The sequence below is a fragment of the Enterococcus mediterraneensis genome (assembly GCF_900604485.1).
In the GTDB taxonomy this organism is placed as follows: domain Bacteria; phylum Bacillota; class Bacilli; order Lactobacillales; family Enterococcaceae; genus Enterococcus_C; species Enterococcus_C mediterraneensis.
Genome location: NZ_UWOP01000001.1, coordinates 1,584,718 through 1,604,961 on the forward strand (window position 1 = coordinate 1,584,718; position 20,244 = coordinate 1,604,961).

The following is a 20,244-nucleotide window of genomic DNA, read 5'->3' on the forward strand; positions in this document are numbered from 1 at the left end:
ATTGATTATAAAAGAGGAGGAGTTATTTTTGATACGATACATAGTCAAAAGACTTTTTGTTGCTATCCCGCTATTATTTGTGATCTCATTTCTCGTTTTTTCATTGATCCATTTGGCACCTTATGATGTGATTGATTCCATCACTACGCCGAATATGTCTCAAGAAACCATTGAAATTTTAAGAGAACGTTACGGTTTGGATCAGCCCTTTCTGGTTCAATATTGGCATTGGCTGACCCAGATCCTACATGGTGATTTCGGCTATTCGTTGGTCAATCAGCAAAGTATCGGAGCTGAACTAGCCACCCGGATCCCTAATACGATTCGTTTGGTGCTGCCAGCTTATTTGACCGCATTGGTTTTAGCGATCATTCTTGGTTTGCTTGCTGGGGCGAACAAAGGGAAATTTTTAGATCATTTCATTGACGGTGTAGCTTCCTTTGGTATCGCGATACCAACGTTCTGGTTTGCTATGATCGTAATCTACCTTTTTGGTTATAAATTAAATTTGTTTCCGATTTTGGGAATGCATACTGTCGGGAAAGAAGATTCGCTATCGGATTTTTTTGCTCATTTCTGGCTGCCTTATCTTACCTTAACGACCGCTTTTTTTCCTGAATTGACCCGCTATATCCGTTCTTCGACGATGCAGCAGCTTTCGCAAGACTATGTGACAGTTCAAAAGGCGTTTCAGGCAAGCAAATGGGAGATATTTACGAGACATATTAGTCGTAATATCCTGATTCCTATTGTGACCCAAATTGGATTAGCTCTTCCAATGCTTGTGACTGGCGCGATCATTACAGAAACGATTTTCGATTGGCCGGGGATAGGCCCATATCTGATGGCTGCTACCAAAGGATTGGACTATCCAATCATCATGGCGGTTATGCTTTTATCAGCAACGTTAGTTATCTTAGGAAATCTGTTATCAGATATTTTATATTCGGTAGTTGATCCGCGGATTCGTCAGAAGGGAGGAAAATAAGCATGTTTAAGCGAGTAAAGGAAACATTGAGTAACCATCCTATTTATTACTTTACACTTGTTTTTCTACTTTTATTGGTGATACTTTCTTTAGCTGCTCCGTTGATTCCGATTGACCCCAAGTTGACCGATGTCGGTGCAGCCTCACAAACACCTAGCCTGCGGCATATTTTTGGAACGGATGAAGTGGGACGAGATTATTTTATTCGTGTGATTTATGGTGGCAGAATTTCATTGTTAGTAGGTATATTAGCAATGATCACATCGGTGTTTATCGGTACGATCATTGGGATTGCCGCTGGTTTTGTCGGCGGTTGGCTTGACGATATCTTAATGAGGATCGTTGATGTTTTATCAGCGATTCCTTGGATGGTTCTAGTGATCGTTTTGAGCGTCTTTTTGAAACCGGGACTTTCAACTCTAGTAATCGTTATCGGCGGATTTTCTTGGATGAGTATTGCGCGTTTGTTGCGAGCAGAAACAATGGCTGCCAAAGAAAGAGAATATGTGGAATATGCGCAGTTTATCGGTGAAAGCCAGCTTAAGCTCATTTTGCGGCATGTCCTGCCCCAAATCCTGCCGACGATGATCGTGGCTGCTACAATGAGTATTTCCAGTGCGATTATGACAGAATCGGCATTGAGCTTTTTGGGACTGGGAATCCAACAGCCTAACGCTTCTTGGGGGAGTCTACTGCAAAACGCTCAAAGTTCATTACAAAGAGCGCCATATATGGCGATTTTGCCGGGTATCTTTGTGGCATTGACAGTTTTTTCCTTTAATCAGCTGGGAGATTTTTTACGAGTAATATTGTTGCGAGAGGATGAAAAAAATGACTGAATCGATCCTTAAATTAACAAATTTGACCGTTGACTACGAGAAAAAGCACGATTCGAAAAAGACACTGATCCGTCATATCGATCTGGATATCCCGAAAGGAAAGATTGTTGGAATCGTAGGAGAATCCGGCAGCGGTAAAAGCATCTCGATGAAAGCGGCGATGAATTTATTGCCGGATTATTTAAAAGTTCAGGCAGATACCTTCGAATTCGATGGAGCAGCGATCAAATTCGGAAAACAACAGCTGCCCATCGCCATGATCTTTCAAGATCCGATGACTGCTTTGAATCCTCTACGGACGATCGGCTATCATTTGTTGGAAGTTATCGGTCGTTTTCAGAAAATCAAAGGAACGCAGGCAAAAGCCCTAGCCATCGCAGAATTGGAAAAAGTCGGTATTTTGTATCCGGAAAAACGATTGAAGCAGTATCCTCACGAGTTGTCCGGCGGTATGCGTCAGCGGGTGATGATCGCTATGGCTCTCTTAGCAAAGCCGCATCTACTGATTGCTGATGAACCAACGACTGCACTGGATGTGACGATTCAAGCACAGATTTTGTATTTGATCCGTAAATTGCAGAGTGAAACGAATTTGTCTGTTGTACTTGTGACTCATGATTTCGGTGTAGTAGCCGGAATGAGTGAATTCATAAAGGTGATGTATCAAGGAAAGATAGTTGAAGAAGGGACTACAGAAGAAATTTTTTATGATCCGCGGCACGAGTACACGAAAAAGCTGTTGAAGGCCTCAACTATCAGCCGAAAAGGCGAGAGCTTATATAGTCTGCAATCGGAGAATCTGCAGATCTCGGATGATTTAGTGAAACATGAAATATCAGAGACCCATCATGTTTGGTTAGGAGCTGAAAAAGATGAATGAACTTATTCGGGTGGAGAAGGCAGAGAAAATTTTTCTGGAGAAAGGCATTTCTAATAAGGCTTTGCCCATTCATGCTATAAAGCAAGCCAATCTAACGATTTACCAAGGGGAAACAGTCGGTTTAGTGGGAGAATCCGGCAGCGGTAAGACAACGCTTGGTCGCAGCATACTCCAACTAGAATCATTGACCAGCGGCGATATCTATTTTAAAGGAGTCAATCTGACGAAAGCTGGTAAAAAACAAAGGCAAGAAGCACAAAAAGCAATGCAGATCATTTATCAAGACCCGTATTCATCATTGAATCCTAATCTAACAGCGTTACAATTAGTGATGGAACCATTGAGACTACATGTTCCAACGGATGAAGCGCGACAAAGAGCCCTAGAGATCTTGGCTATGGTAGGGATCAATGGCGAAGCGGTGGACAAATTTCCTTTCGCTTTTAGTGGAGGGCAACGACAGCGAATCGGGATCGCCCGTGCAGTAGCGACCAATCCGGAATTTATTTTGTGTGATGAGCCCATCTCGGCTTTAGATGTATCGATTCAGGCTCAAATCATTAATTTGTTGGTGGAACTGCAGAAAAAATTCGCACTGACTTATTTGTTCATCTCTCATGATTTGTCAATGGTCCGTTATATTTCTGATCGGATCGTTGTGATGTACCAAGGAAAAATTTTAGAGGTAGGACCAACGGAAGAATTATTTGCCGATCCGCGGCATCCGTACACTAAGAAATTGCTACAGGCGATCCCTGAACCAGATCCTAAGAAGGCACGAAATAAATTTACCGAGATAGTCGAGGACTATCAATTAGCAGAAACAGAAACGCAATGGACACAAGTTTCAGAGGGGCATTTTTACGCAAAGGAGAGTTTATAATGGAAGAATTGCATTTGGTCCAAGGAGAACACGGGATGGAGCTTCCCAGAGAAGAGGAGAACTGGGTATTACTGAGACAATACGGCTATTCCCCAGTGCAAAGCTTAGCCGCCGCAGCAGGAGCTTGCGGCGCATATGTATATCAAGATATCTTGAAAAATTCCAAAGTTCCTTATGTTTTTCATGGCGTCGACATCAGTTACAGCCGCAATGAAGAAAAGCAAGGGCAACCTCTAAAAGAATTGACGATCCAATTCAAAGTGACGATCGAAGAAGAATTCAGAGGACGAGCCGAAAGAGGGTTACGACTGGTTTCACGTTATTGTCCAGTCATCCAATCATTGGATCCAGACATCACCATTACCGAAACAGTTTTATTTGTTTGATAAGATAAAAGTTCTTTATTTATACTGGGAACGTAAAAAAGATTAAAAAAACCACGAAAATCCAACTGGACTTTCGTGGTTTTTGCATACATACAATAATTATTTTACGACTGTTTGCTGGTCGGATCCAACTTACGTTCAATGATCCCCAGCCCCCAGTCAGTGATGATCGCCATCAATGCTGTCGGCAGTGCGCCGGCAAGAATAATAGAAGCACCATTTGTAGCGTTAGTACCGCGGATGATGATATCACCTAATCCGCCAGCACCGACGAACGCGCCGATCGCTGTGATCCCGATCGCCACTACCAGCGCATTGCGGATCCCTGCCATGATAACTGATACTGAAAGAGGCAGTTCGATCATATACAATCGTTGAAATGCCGTCATGCCCATTCCTTTCCCAACATCTAACGCGTTTTTATCCACTTGTGTCATACCGGTATAAGTGTTTTTAATGATCGGCAGCAATGAATAAAGAAAGACTGTTAGGATCACGACATTAACGCCCAGTCCTAAACCAATCATCAAAATGGAGATCATCGCTAACGAAGGGACAGTTTGGATGATGTTTGCAAACCGTATGACCCAGTTCGCTAATTTACGCTTCCGAGAAATCAAGATCCCGATCGGCACGGCAACGATGGCTGCAAATAAAACACCATAAATCGACAATAAGAAGTGGCGGACAAATTGGCTCAATACATACGCGCCGTTTTCTTTAAAATAATAAATGAATTGTTCCAGCAAATTCATATTTTGTAAGTTCATCTGCTCACTCCTCTTCAAAATAATGATGTTCTTCTAAAAATTTTTGTGCAACAACGCTTGGCTCGACCAAATCATTATCGGCTTGATAATTGAGTTTTTGCATTTGTTCCGTATCGATCTTATCAGCTAATTTTTCTAACGCGCCTTTTAATTCCGGAACATCTTTTAACAATTGATCGTCAACGATCGGTGCTGCATCGTAAGGTGGGAAGAAATGCTTATCATCTTCCAACATCACAAGGTCATAACTGCCGATCCGGCCATCTGTTGAGTAACCTAAGACGATATCCATTTTTCCGGCAGAAACCGCGTCATAAACAAGACCGATCTGCATCGGTAAAATTGATTTAAAAGAAAAGCCGTAATCTTTTTTAAAGCCTTCATATCCGTCACCTTCACGAGTGATCCAGGAGGTATCGACGCCGGCCACCAGTTCATCAGCAACGTTCTTCAAATCGCTGACAGTCTTTAAATTATACTTTTCTGCCGTATCTTTTCGTACAAGGAAGACATAGGTATTGTCAAATCCATACGAAGGAAACCAAGTTTGTTGATAACGTTTGGCAAATTCCCGTTTTACAATATCAAAAGCTTTTTGCGGCTCTTTGACAGGTTCCAATCCTAATGTCGTCGTCAAGTCAGTTCCAGTATAGCGGGCCGCTGAAATCTGCGCGTCGCCGTTTTTCATGGCTTGATTATTGATAGTCGTAGTAGCTAGGTTGTTGATAATGGTAGTATTTTTGTCTGTGTAATGTTCGATCATTCCCGCTACTAGACTTGCTAAGATCTGTGCTTCAGATGTGATACCTCCAGTGATAGCAATCGTATCTTCATCCGCGTTCGAAGACAGCCCCGGCAAAGAACAGCCGGCAAGTAACAGAATACTGCCTAAAATCAGCAAAAGTTGTTTTAATTTTCGTTTCATTCGTCATCCCCCCTTAACGCGGCAGGAGTCAGGCGATTTTCTAAAAGTCCCAATAGAAAGTCCGCCAATAATGCCAAAATCGTTACCGGGATCGTTCCTGCAAAAATCAGATCGGGCTGATAGTTGTTCAACCCGCTGAAAATCATATCTCCTAATCCACCGGCACCGATATAAGAAGCGAGTGTCGCCCAAGCAATCACATAAACAGCCGCCAAACGAATCCCCGCCATGATCGTCGGTGTAGCGATAGGCAGTTCCACGCTGATGATCGACTGCATATTTGTCATACCCATACCTTTGGCGACATCGCGATAATTATTGTCGACATTTTTCATGCCGATATAAGTATTCCGTAGAATAGGCAATAAGGAATAAATGAATAATGCAATGATTGCAGGTGTTTTTCCCACCCCGAAAAAGGGAATCATCAATGCTAAAAGAGCCAAAGAAGGCACAGTCTGCAACGCACTGGTGACATTGATCGAGATGTTGGCAGCTCGCGGCAAGCGCGTCAGCCAAATACCTAACGGAACAGCAAACAAAATCCCCAATCCTAAAGAAAAAGCTGAGATATAAATGTGTTCTGCTCCGCGAGCTAGGATCTGCGGACCGTATGTTGAAAAGAAGTCTGCCATAAAAATCAGGCCTCCTCTTTCACAGGTGCTTCAGCAGTAGTTGACGGACTGGTGGTATCTTCGCCCCAGATCACATCATAAACGATATCTACCAATGAAGCCCGTGTCAAAATCCCCACAACACGATTCTGATCATCAACAACAGGAACATATTTCAATCCCCGTTTCAAAATTCGCTGCAATGTATCTCGCAACAAGGCCGTTTTTTTCACGTAAAAAACATCTCTGTTCAGGATATCGCCAACACTGGAGACTTTGCCGCGTTTGCGATCGATAGTCTCAACATCGATAAATCCTTTAAGAATGGAAGAAGCATCAGTAACAAGTAATGTATCGACGCGTTTTTCCCGCATCAGACGAATCGCTTCTTGCAGAGATTTTTCGGGGGTGATGGTGATGGCTTTGTTTAGCATGACTTCGCCAACTGTTGTTATATTCGGTTTGGCTTGCAGCAAACGATCTTCACCGATCAGCTCTTCTACAAATTCGTTGGCCGGGTGCCGTAAAATGTTTTCCGGTGTATCGAATTGGATCACTTTACCTTCGCTCATGATCACGATCCGATTGGCTAATTTCAAAGCTTCGTCCATATCATGAGTAACGAAGACAATGGTTTTACCGAGACGTTCTTGCAAATCTTTGACTAGGTCTTGCAGGGAATCTCTAGTGATCGGGTCAAGTGCGCCAAAGGGTTCATCCATCAAAATGATGTCTTGATTTGCCGCTAATGCGCGGACTACACCGATCCGCTGTTGTTGTCCGCCAGATAATTCACTTGGATAGCGATCTAGCATTTCTCGTGGCAGTTCCACTAAATCGATCATTTTTTCAGCGGTGGTATTGCGTTCTTCTTCGCTGACTTTTAATAATTTTTGGACCAACGTGATATTTTCGCGGATGGTCATGTGGGGCATCAAGCCGATACTTTGGATGACGTAGCCGATTTTTCGGCGCAGTTCGACTGGATTGATTTCTTGGATGTCTTTGCCGTTGATCAGGATCTTGCCTTTGGTTGGTTCATTCATCCGATTGATCATACGCATGCAGGTCGTTTTACCGCTGCCGCTTGTGCCGATGAAACAAATAAATTCTCCCTTTTCAAAGGAAAGATTGACATCTTCGACAGCGACTTTTCCGCCTTTATAAATTTTTGTTATGTGTTGAAATTCGATCAACTTTTCCACCTCTATTTTTTTATTTACATAGGACGTGCTCCTTACTAGTATGCTTGATATTTCGCATTCTATCAAGTTTTGTGATTGTAAGCGTTATTTTTAATCTTAAAATACAAAAATAGATACCTGTTTTTAAATAAAAAAATCGTTTTTTATAAGGTGATGAGCAGATACAGAAAAACACCGAATAGTTTCTTGTCTTATAGACAGAATCCTAATCGGTGTTTTGAGTTGTTGATCAATTTTCAGGATAGATATTTGCTTCGATCTCTGCACGTTGGTCAGCCAGAAATGGTGGTAATGCGAAACTTTCACCTAATGTTTCCAACGGTTCATCAATAGTGAATCCGGGAGCCAATGTAGCAAATTCCATGCGATTGCCGCCTGGTTCGCGGATATAAAGACTCTTAAAGTAACCGCGAGACACGATTTTTTCAATCAGCCAGCCTTGTTCTTGTGCACGATGGTAGAGACGATCCAACGCGTCATCATTTTCTACGGCAAAAGCCACATGATCGATCCCGCCGCGCCCCATATGAGTTGCTTCTTGGGTATCGGTCGGTAAAATTTTGATGAAGTCCGTTTCGTTGAATTGGATCTTTTGCTGGTTTGTTTGCCAACCTAATAATTTTTCGAAAAATTCACTGGTTTTTTCCGGTTCTTTGACGTGGATCTCCGTAGAACGCAGACCTAAAATCTGTTTGTCACCAGGAATTTCATTGTGAACTTGATGATCTTCTTCTAGCGGCAGTTGATCGACTTCTTCTAAGATCAATTGGATATCGTCATGATCTCTGAAATACAATTCTTTTCCTTTGCGAATGACAGCGATTTGATGATCTTGCAGTCGGTTTTCCCAATAATCTATACTGTTGCGAGGGATCTTCAAACCGATCGTTGCTAAATAATGATCATTGTCATAGCGATGACCTAAGTGGGGAACGATGAAGAAAGTTACTACTGTTCCCGGTGTTCCTTGGTAATCGCCGTAATAATAATGAAGCATCCGATGATTGTCTTGATTGACAGTATTTTTTACAAAACGCATACCCAAGATCTGAGTATAAAAAGCGACATTATCGCGGCTGTTTTTGGTTAATAATGAAATGTGATGAAGCGGTGACATAGTGATTCCTCCTAACAATTAACTTACTTATCGTAAGTATAAAAGGAAACGATATCAGAAGCAAGCAAGTTGTTTTGCGGCTTGGTCGAAAATATTTCAAAAAAGTGTTAGAATAGCAAAGATAACAAACTAGAAAGAGTGAAAAAAATGTTGACTACGGAAGATTTTGATTTTGATTTACCTGAAGAATTGATTGCTCAAACCCCGTTGAAAGATCGTGCTAGTTCTCGTTTGCTTGTTTTGAACCGTGAAAACGGAGAGATGGAAGATAAACAATTTCATGATATTTTGGATGAATTGCATCCTGGCGATGCACTAGTCATGAACAACACACGGGTCTTACCGGCGCGGCTGTATGGAGAAAAACCTGAAACTGGTGCTCATCTAGAAGTTTTGCTGCTGACAAATACTCATGGTGATACTTGGGAAACATTGATTAAACCTGCGAAACGTGCAAAAGTCGGCACTGAGATCGTTTTTGGCGACGGACGTCTAAAAGCTGTCGTAGAAGAAGAATTGGAACATGGCGGTCGGATCATCACATTTAAGTACGACGGAATTTTCTTAGAGATCCTTGAATCGCTTGGAGAAATGCCGTTGCCTCCTTACATCAAAGAACGCTTAGATGATCCTGAACGTTATCAAACGGTATATGCGAAAGAAAATGGTTCAGCAGCAGCTCCGACAGCGGGATTGCATTTTACCAAAGAATTATTAGCGGAGATCCAAGCGAAAGGTGTGGAACTGGTTTATTTGACGCTCCATGTCGGATTGGGAACATTCCGTCCAGTCAGCGTTGATAATATCGAAGAGCACCACATGCACAGTGAATTTTATCGATTGACAGAAGAGGCGGCTGAAACACTTAATAAAGTCCGAGTAAACGGCGGCCGAATCGTAGCGGTAGGAACGACTTCTATTCGTACCTTAGAAACTATCGGCACCAAATTTGATGGAGAAATCAAAGCCGACAGTGGTTGGACAGATATCTTTATCACGCCAGGCTATGAATTCAAAGTAGTCCAAGCCTTTTCTACGAATTTCCACTTGCCTAAATCCACGCTGGTGATGCTGGTTAGTGCTTTTGCTGGCAGAGAATTAACATTATCAGCCTATCAACATGCCATCGAAGAACGTTACCGTTTCTTTAGTTTCGGTGATGCCATGTTTGTCAAATAGTCTTAAAACAGCATAAAGAAGGCGAGGCTCTCGAGGGCCTCGCCTTTATATCATGGAAGGAATCTGTTGGAAAGGTTTGCAATCTATACATGCAAAGCAATTCTCTAGCATAAACAAAAAACTTTGTCTTCACTACATTTTCTACTCTAAAATCATGTGCTTCTATTGAAGCTTATTTAGTTGTTTTTTACGTATCTGTACTACTTCTCTTGTTGATTGTTTCTCAACCTCTTTAATACGCATTCACTATTTTCATCGGTGTTTCTTTATTACTTCGCACATATAAATCTAGGTGAATTCTGTACATCTAACACATTTACTTGCTTATTGTACCCTTAATACGATGCTTCGAGATTTCCTTTGCAACAGAGTTCTTCCTTCCTTGCACTTACAGTATAGCATTTAATAGAAGCGCTTACAAATGATACGACTTTTATTTTAAAGGATCGTATTATATGTATCGAAGAGTAAGAAATAAAAGAGGTTAGAACAATGAAAAATAAAGGTTTGCAAAAAAGCCGGTTAGCCTTTATTATGTATAAAGCTCATTAATTTAAGGAAAGAAAGCAGGAAAATAAATGTCACACGCCATTCGTTATCGTTTAATCAAAAAAGAAAAACACACTGGCGCTCGTTTAGGGGAATTGATCACACCACATGGTACTTTTCCGACCCCTATGTTTATGCCGGTAGGAACACTTGCAACTGTTAAAACGATGGCACCGGAAGAACTGAAAGCAATGGGAGCCGGCGTCATCTTGAGCAATACCTATCATTTATGGCTGCGCCCCGGAGAAGATATTGTCGAAGAAGCAGGCGGTCTGCATAAATTTATGAATTGGGATCAACCAATTTTGACTGATTCAGGCGGTTTCCAAGTCTTTTCATTAGCAGATATGCGGAACATCGTTGAAGAAGGCGTCCATTTCAAAAATCACTTGAATGGTTCACCAATGTTTCTTTCACCAGAGAAAGCTATCAATATCCAAAATAAATTAGGCTCAGATATCATGATGAGTTTTGATGAATGTCCGCCATTTGACGAAAGTTATGATTATGTCAAACAATCTGTAGAACGGACCTCACGATGGGCTGAACGCGGGCTGAAAGCTCATGCCAATCCTGATCGACAAGGTTTGTTCGGGATCATCCAAGGGGCTGGTTTTGAAGATCTGCGTCGTCAAAGTGCAAAAGATTTGGTCAGCATGGATTTTCCAGGTTACTCTATCGGTGGTCTATCTGTTGGAGAGCCGAAATCAGAAATGAATCGCGTATTAGAGTTCACGACGCCTCTGATTCCAGAAGACAAACCTCGTTACTTAATGGGCGTGGGTGCGGCTGATTCCCTGATCGATGGCGTGATCCGCGGCGTCGATATGTTCGACTGCGTATTGCCAACACGCATCGCTCGTAATGGTACCTGTATGACTTCCCGCGGACGTTTAGTAGTGAAAAATGCGCAGTATGCCCGCGACTTCCGTCCAATCGATGAAAACTGCGATTGCTACACTTGCCGCAATTACACACGGGCATACGTCCGTCATTTGATCAAATGCGATGAAACGTTTGGTATGCGATTGACTTCATACCATAATCTGCATTTCTTGCTGAATTTGATGAAACAAGTGCGCCAAGCGATCATGGACGATAATCTATTGGAATTCCGTCAAGAATTTTTCGAGGCTTATGGATTTAACAAAGAAAATGCCAAAAACTTTTAATATTTTGTTCAAAGCCCTAGTTAAATCGAAAAGATTCTGATAAAGTAATTCTTATGAAAGAAATTAAAACGAGGTGAAAAAATGAGCTCTCCATTCTTTACAATTATAATGTTTATCGTGTTGTTGGGTGCATGGTGGATGATGTCACGAGCATCAAAAAAACAACAACAAGAACGTCAAAACACATTGAATGCAATGAAACCTGGTGATAAAGCAGTAACTATCGGTGGATTGCACGGTGTGATTTCTGAGATCGACGAAGCTGAAAAAACAGTTACTCTTGATTGCGAAGGGATCTTTTTGGTCTTTGACCGTCAAGCGATCCGGACGATCGTTCCTGGACAACCAACCACACCAGTTACTAACACTGAAGATGTTGACGCACCTGAAGTTGGACCAACTACTGCAGACACAAATGAAGAACCAAAAGAATAATCCCTTTTTCAGGGATTTTTCTTTTTCCGGAGAAATGATGAAAATAACTGAGAAAATCTACTTATATCACGCTTTTTATCAAAAGTTAAAGCAGTTCAAAAAGGCTGGTTATCAAACAGTCACAAAGGCTGAATTAATGGCTTATTGTCAGAACTACCTTTGGCGGAGAAAAAACGCTGAGACACTCAAACAGCAGAAACAGACATTGTCTAAGATCACGCCGAATGATTTTTTTGATTATCAGCAGCTGCAGATCCAAACCAAACAACAATCATTTGCGGAACTAGATGATTTTTCCGATTTATTTTAAAAAATTTTAGAAAGCATTTGCACTCAGTAAAAAGAGTGTAAATGCTTTCTTTGTTGTTAAAACAATTAAATCTCTTCAGCATAAAATGTATGAGCAAAATCGTCGCAAAAAAAGTTGTGAAAAACATCACAAAAATTGTTTACAAATCAAAAAAGATGGTGTATTATCATGTATGTGAAATACTTAACAAATAAATTTATCCACAAATTAGGAGGAAGACAATGGCTAAGACATTGGATAAAGAAACGAAAACAATTGATGTACAACAGATGATCGACGAGCTTGCTGCGAAAGGTAACGTAGCTTTAAAAGAAATGGAAGATTTTGATCAAGAGAAAGTCGACCACATTGTGCATGAAATGGCAATGGCAGCATTAGACAAACACATGCTTCTTGCGAAAATGGCAGTTGAAGAAACTGGCCGCGGGATCTATGAAGATAAAGCAATCAAAAACATGTATGCTTCAGAATATATTTGGAACAATATCAAACACGACAAAACAGTCGGTGTTATTAATGAAGATAAACAAAAAGGTTTGATCGAGATCGCTGAACCAGTCGGTGTTGTCTGCGGGGTAACACCTACAACAAACCCAACATCAACAACGATCTTCAAAGCGATGATCGCGTTGAAAACACGTAACCCGATCGTTTTCGCATTCCACCCAAGCGCACAAAAATGTTCCGCTGAAGCGGCACGTATCGTCCGTGACGCAGCGATCGCAGCTGGTGCCCCAGAAAACTGTGTGCAATGGATCGAACATCCATCTATCGAAGCGACACAATCATTGATGAACCACCCAGGGATCGCGATCGTATTAGCGACAGGTGGTGCCGGCATGGTGAAATCTGCTTATTCAACTGGAAAACCAGCTTTAGGTGTAGGACCTGGTAACGTTCCTGCGTATATCGAAAAAACAGCAAAAATCAAACGTGCAGTCAACGACTTGATCGTATCAAAAACTTTTGACAACGGAATGATCTGTGCTTCAGAACAAGCAGTGATCGTTGATAAAGAAGTATATGCAGCAGTCAAAGCTGAATTCGAATCACACCAAGTCTACTTTGTAAAACCAAATGAATTGGGCAAACTTGAAGATGCAGTGATGAATGAAGGTAAATATGCTGTTAACCCAGCAATCGTTGGACATTCTGCTATCGAGATCGCAAAACTAGCTGGCATCAAAGTACCTGCTGGAACAAAAATGCTGATTGCTGAATTAGAAGGTGTAGGACCTGATTATCCACTATCACGGGAAAAACTTTCACCAGTTCTAGCAATGATGAAAGCAGAAAATACAGATCATGCATTCGAACTTTGCGAAGCAATGTTGAACTTAGGCGGACTTGGACATACTGCCGTGATCCACACAGAAGATGAAAACTTGCAAGTAAAATATGGCCTGCGCATGAAAGCTTGCCGTATCTTAGTAAACACACCATCTGCAGAAGGCGGGATCGGAAATATCTACAACGAAATGATCCCATCATTGACATTAGGCTGCGGTTCATACGGGAAAAATTCTGTATCACGCAACGTATCAGCAGTCAATCTGATCAACGTAAAAACTGTCGCGAAACGGAGAAATAACATGCAATGGTTCAAATTGCCACCAAAAGTCTACTTTGAAAAAAATTCATTATTGTATCTTGAAAAAATGGAAAACGTTGAACGAGTAATGATCGTCTGCGACCCAGGAATGGTCCAATTCGGTTACTGCGATACCGTCCGCGAAGTTCTTGCTCGCCGCAAAAACAACGTGAAAATCGAAGTCTTTTCTGATGTTGAACCAAACCCATCAACAAATACTGTTTACGCTGGTACTAAGATGATGGTAGATTTCCAACCAGATACGATCATCGCTCTTGGTGGTGGATCTGCAATGGACGCGGCTAAAGGAATGTGGATGTTCTATGAACACCCAGACACTTCATTCTTCGGCGCAAAACAAAAATTCTTAGATATCCGCAAACGGACATATAAGATTGACAAAGCTGTGAAGACCCAATTCGTATGTATCCCAACGACATCAGGTACAGGTTCAGAAGTAACGCCATTTGCAGTTATCACTGACAGCGATACTCACGTGAAATATCCGTTGGCTGACTATGCATTGACTCCTGATGTAGCGATCGTCGATCCTCAATTCGTAATGTCAGTACCAGCTTCAGTAACTGCTGATACAGGGATGGACGTATTGACACACGCGATCGAGTCTTATGTTTCAGTAATGGCATCTGATTATACTCGCGGATTGAGCTTACAAGCGATCAAATTAGTCTTTGACTATTTAGAAAAATCTGTGAAAACACCAGATATGGAAGCACGCGAAAAAATGCATAACGCTTCAACAATGGCAGGTATGGCCTTTGCGAATGCTTTCCTAGGAATCAGTCACTCAATCGCTCATAAGATTGGTGGAGAATATGGTATTCCTCACGGACGTACAAATGCGATCTTGTTACCGCATATTATTCGTTACAATGCGAAAGATCCGCAAAAACATGCAATGTTCCCTAAATATGATTACTTCCGTGCTGATACAGATTACGCTGATATCGCGAGATTCTTAGGCCTTAAAGGAGAAACGACAGCTGAGTTGGTAGACGCTTTAGCAACTGCTGTATATGAACTAGGAAAATCGATCGGAATCGAAATGAACTTGCAAGCGCAAGGTGTAACGAAGAAAACTCTTGATTCAACAGTTGATCGTATGGCTGAGCTTGCTTACGAAGATCAATGTACAACTGCTAACCCTAAAGAACCATTGATCTCAGAATTAAAACAAATCATCATTGACGCTTACGCTGGTTAATTGATGGAACGATCTTAATAGGATCGTGACATAAGTCAACGCTAATTCAAATATCCGAACTAGATAAACTGTATCAGCAAAATCGGTGCTGATCTGTGATGACAGTCTCTCATAGTTTATACTATGTATTGAACAGCAGGAACAATACATCTAGTTCGGATAGCTGCTAGCTTGATCTATGTTGCGATCCTGTTTTTTTGAATATGGAGGAGGGATACAAGTGGCAACTGTTGAAATTATCACTCAAAATATCCAGAACTTGGCTATCAGACAACAGCAGTTAGAGCGGCTTATTCAACAAACAGAAGTACATAATGAGCAGCTGCAAATGTTTTTATTTGATTTGACGGATTACAATCAAGGTTTGTCAGTTATTACGGATCTAGTTTCAGAAGAAAGTACAGAACAAGTAGACGACATCAAAGTAACTGCCATCGAACATGTTCTATCGGAACAAAGGAAGTATCTAGTGGAAGTGATTCGCTTATTGGAAGAAACATTGGAAGAAGATATGCAGCCAGCGCTTCTAGGACAATCGAGCGGAGGGCTTAGAAGAATCCTATCCAGCTTGAAAGGACTGGTGGAAATGAACAACTATCTAAGCCAAGATAACCGGACATTTCAGCGTAATTATCTATCGGAACAAAATATCCCTGTACAGAAACCTAAACAAAATTTTTTAAAGAGATTATTTGGTAAATCATGAAATCATATGAAAGACCGTAACATCGCAACACCGCAAACAGCGCCATTACGTGAAAAACAAGAAAACGGTGAACGTCATCCATTTGACCAATTCATCGTGGGACGGACGCCGGCAGCACGTTGGGGTGAACCAGTAGACTTGGCAGGTCCTGCCGTCTTCCTATCATCACCAGCATCAGATTTTGTCAACGGTCACATCTTGTATGTAGACGGCGGGATCTTAGCGTATATCGGTAAACAACCTTAAAATAAACAGAGCAAGTAAAAAAGAGACGTTTCTACTAAAGTAGAGCGTCTCTTTTTGATTAGTTTCGGAATGCGTAATGTTGTTGATCGATCCCGCGGCTTTCACACCAATTTTTGACATCACCACTGAAAATCAGCGGTACTGTCCGCAATTCAGTGACAGTTGTTTTACCAGTCATAGCAATCAACAACCGCAACTCTTCTTTCCATTGATTGATCAAAGAAATGGTGTGTTCCGTTCCGTGAGTCAAAAGCTCATTTAAAATCGTGCCAGCGATCCCTACTGCATCAGCTCCTAGACAAAGTGCTTTGAAAATATCAAAAGCATTGCGAATGCCGCCGGATGCGACAGTGGTGAAGGTTTCGTCCACTTCATTAGCTTCTAATAAAGAAATCACTGTCGATTGTCCCCAATCGGTTAAATAAGCCAACTCCCGTTTTGATCGACGGGCGTTTTCAATCTGTGTAAAGCTCGTTCCGCCAACACCGCTGATATCAATGGTTTTAACGCCGACTGATAATAATTGCCGGATGGTTTCCCGAGACATCCCGAAGCCGACTTCTTTGACTAAAATAGGGATCTCCAACTCAGTTGTCAATTTTTCGATGTTTTGCAGCCAGTGGGAGAAATCACGATCGCCTTCTGGCATGACCAGTTCTTGAGGAGCGTTGAGATGCAGCTGCAAACCGTCTGCTGGAAAAAGTTTCAATGCTTGCTGTGCTTTTTCTAAGTCGACACCGGCACCGAGATTGATCAGGATCTTGCCTTGCGGATATTCTTCACGAATCACGGTATAGCTGTCCAATAAAGCAGGATCTTTTAAAGCGGCGCTGATAGAACCTGTCGCTATCAGAAGATCTGTTTCTCGAGCAACGATCGCTAGTTGGCGATTGATCTCTTTGGTTTTTTCACTGCCGCCAGTCATCGCGTTTATATAAAATGGACTGGACATTGAATGATTTAAAAGCTGTGCCTTGAGATCTACATCATCAACGGAAACTGCCGGCAATGAATGATGGATGATCCGTACTGCATCAAAATCATTACTGCGAGGTTTATGAAATGCCTTCGCTAGTGAAACATGTTCATCCTTTCGATTCATGGGCGCTCCTTTCCTGATAGTAGACATGCAGAGGCAATGGTGTGATAGCAGCTTTTTCCCAAGCACTCATTAAAGGAAGGATCCCGGACTTTTGATCGGTGATCACGATACCGCAATCGCCGCCGCCAGCTCCAGATGATTTAGCGGTCCCGCCATATGTTTCTGCCAAATCGCACAACTTTTTCAAAGCCGGGGTTTCGATCGTGACACCGCTGATAGAAGAAAGCTGATTCAACAAGCAACGGTTGCGATGGATCATTTGTTTGATCAGATCTACATCTTGTATTTCAAATCCGCGGATCATTTCCGTGACACATTTTTTGCTTTCGCTTAAAAATTGTTCATAAAGTTTTTGTTTTTCGTCTTTTGATTCATGGACTTGATCCACAAGATCAGAAGTCGAAGCCGGACTGCCGGTCCAACCAATCAATAGACGCAGATTTTCCGGAACAGCCAGTGGTTTGATCGACAAATCCGGCCAAGCACTATTTAATAAAGAGGTCAAATCAGACTGCTTTCGTTGTTTGCGAACCCACGCATGATCAAAGGTGGAAAAAGCGATCCAACCGCCGTAACAACTCGCGGCGATATCCCCGCAGGAACCATTGCCTTGGACCTCCAAATGGGCTAAAGCAGCGATTTTGAAGATCGACATCTGATCGAGATTTAATCCGTAAAAAGCGTTCAGTGCTTTGACAGTAGCGACAGTTACTGCACCGCTGGAACCTAGTCCGTATTTGCGTCCGTTAGAACTGTCCAGTTCGCTAGTAACTTTCAAATCGTAAAAAGATAAGGGAATATTATTTTCTCGGGCATATTTTTCTGTCAAACTGATTGCCGCCAAAATATAGTGGAAGGGATTTTCGCGAATGTCTAATACTAGTTCGCCATTTCTCCGTGTCCAACGTATCGGCAGTTCGCTGTATTGAACGGATTGGATCGTTCCGGTTTTTTTGGCCGGTTCAATGGTGACAGTAATAAATTGATCGACAGCGACAATGATCGCGGGATGTCCTGGCTCCACTACTGCGTATTCACCGGCAATATACAATTTTCCGGGGGTTGAGACTTCTATCATTTGTCTGCTCCTTTGAAGGTTTGAATTCCGGGTCCAGCATAAGCTGTGACCAACTGCCCACTGTCAAAGACGGTCTGTAATTGTTCAACGATCGCTGCCGCATTTTTCCGTTCACAAAGAACTTTGACATTTGGTCCAGCATCCATGGTGAAATAACAAGGCAATCCATCATTTCTGATCGAACGTACCATATTCATGGCGGTCAGACTTTGCGGCGACCAATAGGTAAAAGGAGGGACGGCAGCCAATGTCGTGCCGTGCATTTTCAAAGCGTTCCCTTCAGCGATCTCACCTAGTCCTTGGAAATCTTTTTTCTGGATCGCTTCTTTGATTTTTTGCAGATCTTCATCGACACTGTCAAGCCAGCCGGGATAAAAACTGGAAGTAGCTACTGTGCGTTTCATGCCATCACGGCTGGAAATATCTTTTTGCTGGTCATTGATCAAAATAAAGATCATAGCTAGTTCATCTTCCCAATGATCGCTGGCAATCGGTTGGGCGAAAGACGTCGCGTCAGAAATTCCTTTTTCCCATTCCACAAAACCGCCAAAGATACTGCGGCAAGCTGATCCTGAGCCGCGGCGCGCCAAGCGGGATAAGTCTTTTTCCGACAGATTCATCTGAAGTGCTTCGTTGCAAGCGCCAGCCAATGCTGCTAGACCGCTTGCGGAAGAAGCCAAGCCGGCTGCTGTGGGCACGAAATTTTTACTAGTCACTTTTGCATAAAGAGAGCAGTCTGCCTGTTGACGGACCAATGATAAAAAGCGGCTGACTTTTTGTGTTGCCGCCGCATTTTGTTTGATTCCATCAAGAAAAAATTCATCTTGAGAAAACTCTTCAGCAAAAATGACACTAGTTTCTGTGTAAAATCCGTCTAATGTCAATGATAAACTGTTGTTCATTGGTAAGATCAATTCTTCGTCTTTTTTGCCCCAATACTTGATCAGTGCGATGTTGGTATAGGCACGGGCTTTTCCTTCATACATATTGGCAAACTCCTAATTCTTGGATCCAAGTCGCTTTTGCGCCTTGTTCGCTTAATTTTTCTGAAATCAATCGGGCTTGCTGATAGTCAGCTGCCAAAGCGATCATACAACCGCCACGTCCGCCGCCAGTCAATTTGGCTCCTAAAGCACCTGAAGATCGGGCAGTGGCAATCAAATGATCCAATGTTTGATCACTGACTTGCAATGTTTGTAAAGCTTCTTGAGCCTGATTCATGACACGACCCAATATCATTGGCTGATTTTGGCTGATGGCAAGTTTTGCTTCTTGGGCTAAATGTCCCAATTCTTCAATATATTTTTTTGTTTCCTTGGGATTTTGTTCAAAAGCACGTGCGACTTCTCGAACAGTATCACGTGTTTTCCCCTTTACGCCAGTGTCGGCTACGATCAGATAAGCATCGATATTCAAATTGAAATTTTGGAACGGCTCGCCTTTACGAAAATAGATAGGCTGATCGCCGCTGGTAGCCGCAGCATCGATACCGCTGGGATTGCCATGGGCGATTTTTTCTGATTGATTGACATAGGTCAACAGAGTAGATTCATCCAGTGGAAGTTCAAGCCAGTCAAAAAAGGCGCGTGTCGTCGCAACTGCAACCGCCGCACTTGATCCCATCCCGCGTTCAGCCGGGATCGTACTTTCCAAAGTCAAAGCAAGCTCAGGTGTACCAAATGCTTCCTTTAGTGTTTGGATCAATTGTTTGATATTATTCAATGAGCTCGGCGCGTTTGCCAACTCTCCATTGTAGTAAACAGAAAATAAGGCATCTTCACGACTTTTTTTGATGGTCGCTCGGATACTTGTTGCTTTAAAAGGGAAGGCGATCGCCGGCTCTCCATAAATGACGGAATGCTCGCCCATTAGAATGATTTTCCCATTGGCAATCCCCTCGCCAGTTGTCTTCATTGGTTTACCCCGTTTCTTAACAGACAGAATATTCACTGCTGTTTTTTACAAAAAAACAGCTCTTGCCTATCTATTCTACTAAATATTTTTTGATCCGTTAAGAGATTACCGGAAAATTGCCTTGTTTTCC

Annotated in this window: 20 protein-coding genes and 1 pseudogene; 12 read left to right on the forward strand and 9 right to left on the reverse strand. The window is 42.2% G+C overall.

What is annotated here, in order from left to right:
* Nucleotides 1-28: 28 nt before the first annotated feature.
* Genes EFB00_RS07775 through EFB00_RS07795 form a run of 5 tightly spaced genes read left to right on the forward strand, consistent with a single transcriptional unit; the run spans nucleotide 29 to nucleotide 3,976 of the window.
* Entirely contained in the window at nucleotides 29-988 is a 960-nt protein-coding gene (locus tag EFB00_RS07775; protein ID WP_122646284.1) for an ABC transporter permease, read from the forward strand.
* The gene (locus EFB00_RS07780) at nucleotides 985-1,827 is read left to right on the forward strand and encodes an ABC transporter permease (protein ID WP_206423496.1); all 843 of its coding nucleotides are present in this window, start codon (nucleotides 985-987) and stop codon (nucleotides 1,825-1,827) included. The genes EFB00_RS07775 and EFB00_RS07780 overlap by 4 nt, the downstream gene beginning before the upstream one ends.
* The gene (locus EFB00_RS07785) at nucleotides 1,820-2,707 is read left to right on the forward strand and encodes an ABC transporter ATP-binding protein (protein ID WP_122646286.1); all 888 of its coding nucleotides are present in this window, start codon (nucleotides 1,820-1,822) and stop codon (nucleotides 2,705-2,707) included. Before EFB00_RS07780 ends, EFB00_RS07785 begins: the two co-directional genes overlap by 8 nt.
* Complete coding sequence (locus EFB00_RS07790; protein WP_122646287.1) at nucleotides 2,700-3,590, forward strand: ATP-binding cassette domain-containing protein; 891 nt, start codon at nucleotides 2,700-2,702, stop codon at nucleotides 3,588-3,590. Before EFB00_RS07785 ends, EFB00_RS07790 begins: the two co-directional genes overlap by 8 nt.
* The gene (locus EFB00_RS07795; protein ID WP_122646288.1) at nucleotides 3,590-3,976 is read left to right on the forward strand and encodes an OsmC family protein; all 387 of its coding nucleotides are present in this window, start codon (nucleotides 3,590-3,592) and stop codon (nucleotides 3,974-3,976) included. The genes EFB00_RS07790 and EFB00_RS07795 overlap by 1 nt, the downstream gene beginning before the upstream one ends.
* Before the next feature lie 104 nt (nucleotides 3,977-4,080).
* On the opposite strand, the gene EFB00_RS07800 is transcribed toward EFB00_RS07795, so the two are convergent.
* The 5 genes from EFB00_RS07800 to EFB00_RS07820 all read right to left on the reverse strand — a co-directional run bounded on the left by EFB00_RS07800 (nucleotide 4,081) and on the right by EFB00_RS07820 (nucleotide 8,607).
* Nucleotides 4,081-4,746: an ABC transporter permease gene (locus EFB00_RS07800; protein ID WP_122646289.1), complete on the reverse strand. Its 666-nt coding sequence runs from the start codon at nucleotides 4,744-4,746 to the stop codon at nucleotides 4,081-4,083.
* Between the two features lie 4 nt (nucleotides 4,747-4,750).
* Complete coding sequence (locus EFB00_RS07805) at nucleotides 4,751-5,671, reverse strand: osmoprotectant ABC transporter substrate-binding protein (RefSeq protein ID WP_122646290.1); 921 nt, start codon at nucleotides 5,669-5,671, stop codon at nucleotides 4,751-4,753.
* Nucleotides 5,668-6,306, reverse strand: coding sequence for an ABC transporter permease (locus tag EFB00_RS07810; protein WP_122646291.1), 639 nt, complete (start codon nucleotides 6,304-6,306; stop codon nucleotides 5,668-5,670). The genes EFB00_RS07805 and EFB00_RS07810 overlap by 4 nt, the downstream gene beginning before the upstream one ends.
* A gap of 5 nt (nucleotides 6,307-6,311) precedes the next feature.
* Nucleotides 6,312-7,481 (reverse strand): betaine/proline/choline family ABC transporter ATP-binding protein, encoded by a 1,170-nt coding sequence (locus EFB00_RS07815; protein WP_164709445.1) that lies wholly within the window; start codon nucleotides 7,479-7,481, stop codon nucleotides 6,312-6,314.
* 238 nt (nucleotides 7,482-7,719) lie between these two features.
* The gene (locus EFB00_RS07820) at nucleotides 7,720-8,607 is read right to left on the reverse strand and encodes a VOC family protein (RefSeq protein ID WP_122646293.1); all 888 of its coding nucleotides are present in this window, start codon (nucleotides 8,605-8,607) and stop codon (nucleotides 7,720-7,722) included.
* 147 nt (nucleotides 8,608-8,754) lie between these two features.
* Here EFB00_RS07820 and queA point away from each other — a divergent pair, with 147 nt between their 5' ends.
* From queA to EFB00_RS07855, 7 genes and pseudogenes are all read left to right on the forward strand, one after another.
* Nucleotides 8,755-9,786 (forward strand): tRNA preQ1(34) S-adenosylmethionine ribosyltransferase-isomerase QueA, encoded by a 1,032-nt coding sequence (gene queA / locus EFB00_RS07825; protein ID WP_122646294.1) that lies wholly within the window; start codon nucleotides 8,755-8,757, stop codon nucleotides 9,784-9,786.
* Between the two features lie 578 nt (nucleotides 9,787-10,364).
* Complete coding sequence (gene tgt / locus EFB00_RS07830) at nucleotides 10,365-11,507, forward strand: tRNA guanosine(34) transglycosylase Tgt (protein ID WP_122646295.1); 1,143 nt, start codon at nucleotides 10,365-10,367, stop codon at nucleotides 11,505-11,507.
* Nucleotides 11,508-11,588: 81 nt separating this feature from the next.
* Nucleotides 11,589-11,942: a preprotein translocase subunit YajC gene (yajC, locus tag EFB00_RS07835; protein ID WP_122646296.1), complete on the forward strand. Its 354-nt coding sequence runs from the start codon at nucleotides 11,589-11,591 to the stop codon at nucleotides 11,940-11,942.
* Between the two features lie 37 nt (nucleotides 11,943-11,979).
* On the forward strand, nucleotides 11,980-12,252 hold the full coding sequence (locus EFB00_RS07840) for a post-transcriptional regulator (RefSeq protein WP_164709446.1): 273 nt from the start codon (nucleotides 11,980-11,982) through the stop codon (nucleotides 12,250-12,252).
* 221 nt (nucleotides 12,253-12,473) lie between these two features.
* Nucleotides 12,474-15,068 (forward strand): bifunctional acetaldehyde-CoA/alcohol dehydrogenase, encoded by a 2,595-nt coding sequence (gene adhE / locus EFB00_RS07845; RefSeq protein ID WP_122646298.1) that lies wholly within the window; start codon nucleotides 12,474-12,476, stop codon nucleotides 15,066-15,068.
* A gap of 220 nt (nucleotides 15,069-15,288) precedes the next feature.
* A complete protein-coding gene (locus tag EFB00_RS07850) occupies nucleotides 15,289-15,774 on the forward strand; it encodes a hypothetical protein (RefSeq protein WP_122646299.1) in 486 nt (161 codons plus the stop codon).
* A 21-nt stretch (nucleotides 15,775-15,795) separates the two neighbouring features.
* Nucleotides 15,796-16,020 (forward strand): annotated as a pseudogene (locus EFB00_RS07855) (SDR family oxidoreductase); the annotation flags it as partial.
* A 58-nt stretch (nucleotides 16,021-16,078) separates the two neighbouring features.
* Here EFB00_RS07855 and fni read toward each other — a convergent pair.
* The 4 genes from fni to mvk are packed head-to-tail and all read right to left on the reverse strand — an operon-like array spanning nucleotide 16,079 to nucleotide 20,114.
* Nucleotides 16,079-17,122 (reverse strand): type 2 isopentenyl-diphosphate Delta-isomerase, encoded by a 1,044-nt coding sequence (gene fni / locus EFB00_RS07860; RefSeq protein WP_122646300.1) that lies wholly within the window; start codon nucleotides 17,120-17,122, stop codon nucleotides 16,079-16,081.
* A complete protein-coding gene (locus EFB00_RS07865; RefSeq protein WP_122646301.1) occupies nucleotides 17,106-18,200 on the reverse strand; it encodes a phosphomevalonate kinase in 1,095 nt (364 codons plus the stop codon). The genes fni and EFB00_RS07865 overlap by 17 nt, the downstream gene beginning before the upstream one ends.
* Nucleotides 18,197-19,186, reverse strand: a complete 990-nt coding sequence (gene mvaD / locus EFB00_RS07870) for a diphosphomevalonate decarboxylase (protein WP_122646302.1) — start codon at nucleotides 19,184-19,186, stop codon at nucleotides 18,197-18,199. Before mvaD ends, EFB00_RS07865 begins: the two co-directional genes overlap by 4 nt.
* Nucleotides 19,179-20,114 carry a mevalonate kinase gene (gene mvk / locus EFB00_RS07875; protein WP_122646303.1) on the reverse strand — a complete coding sequence of 312 codons (936 nt, stop codon included), beginning with the start codon at nucleotides 20,112-20,114 and terminating at the stop codon, nucleotides 19,179-19,181. Before mvk ends, mvaD begins: the two co-directional genes overlap by 8 nt.
* Between the last annotated feature and the right edge of the window lie 130 nt (nucleotides 20,115-20,244).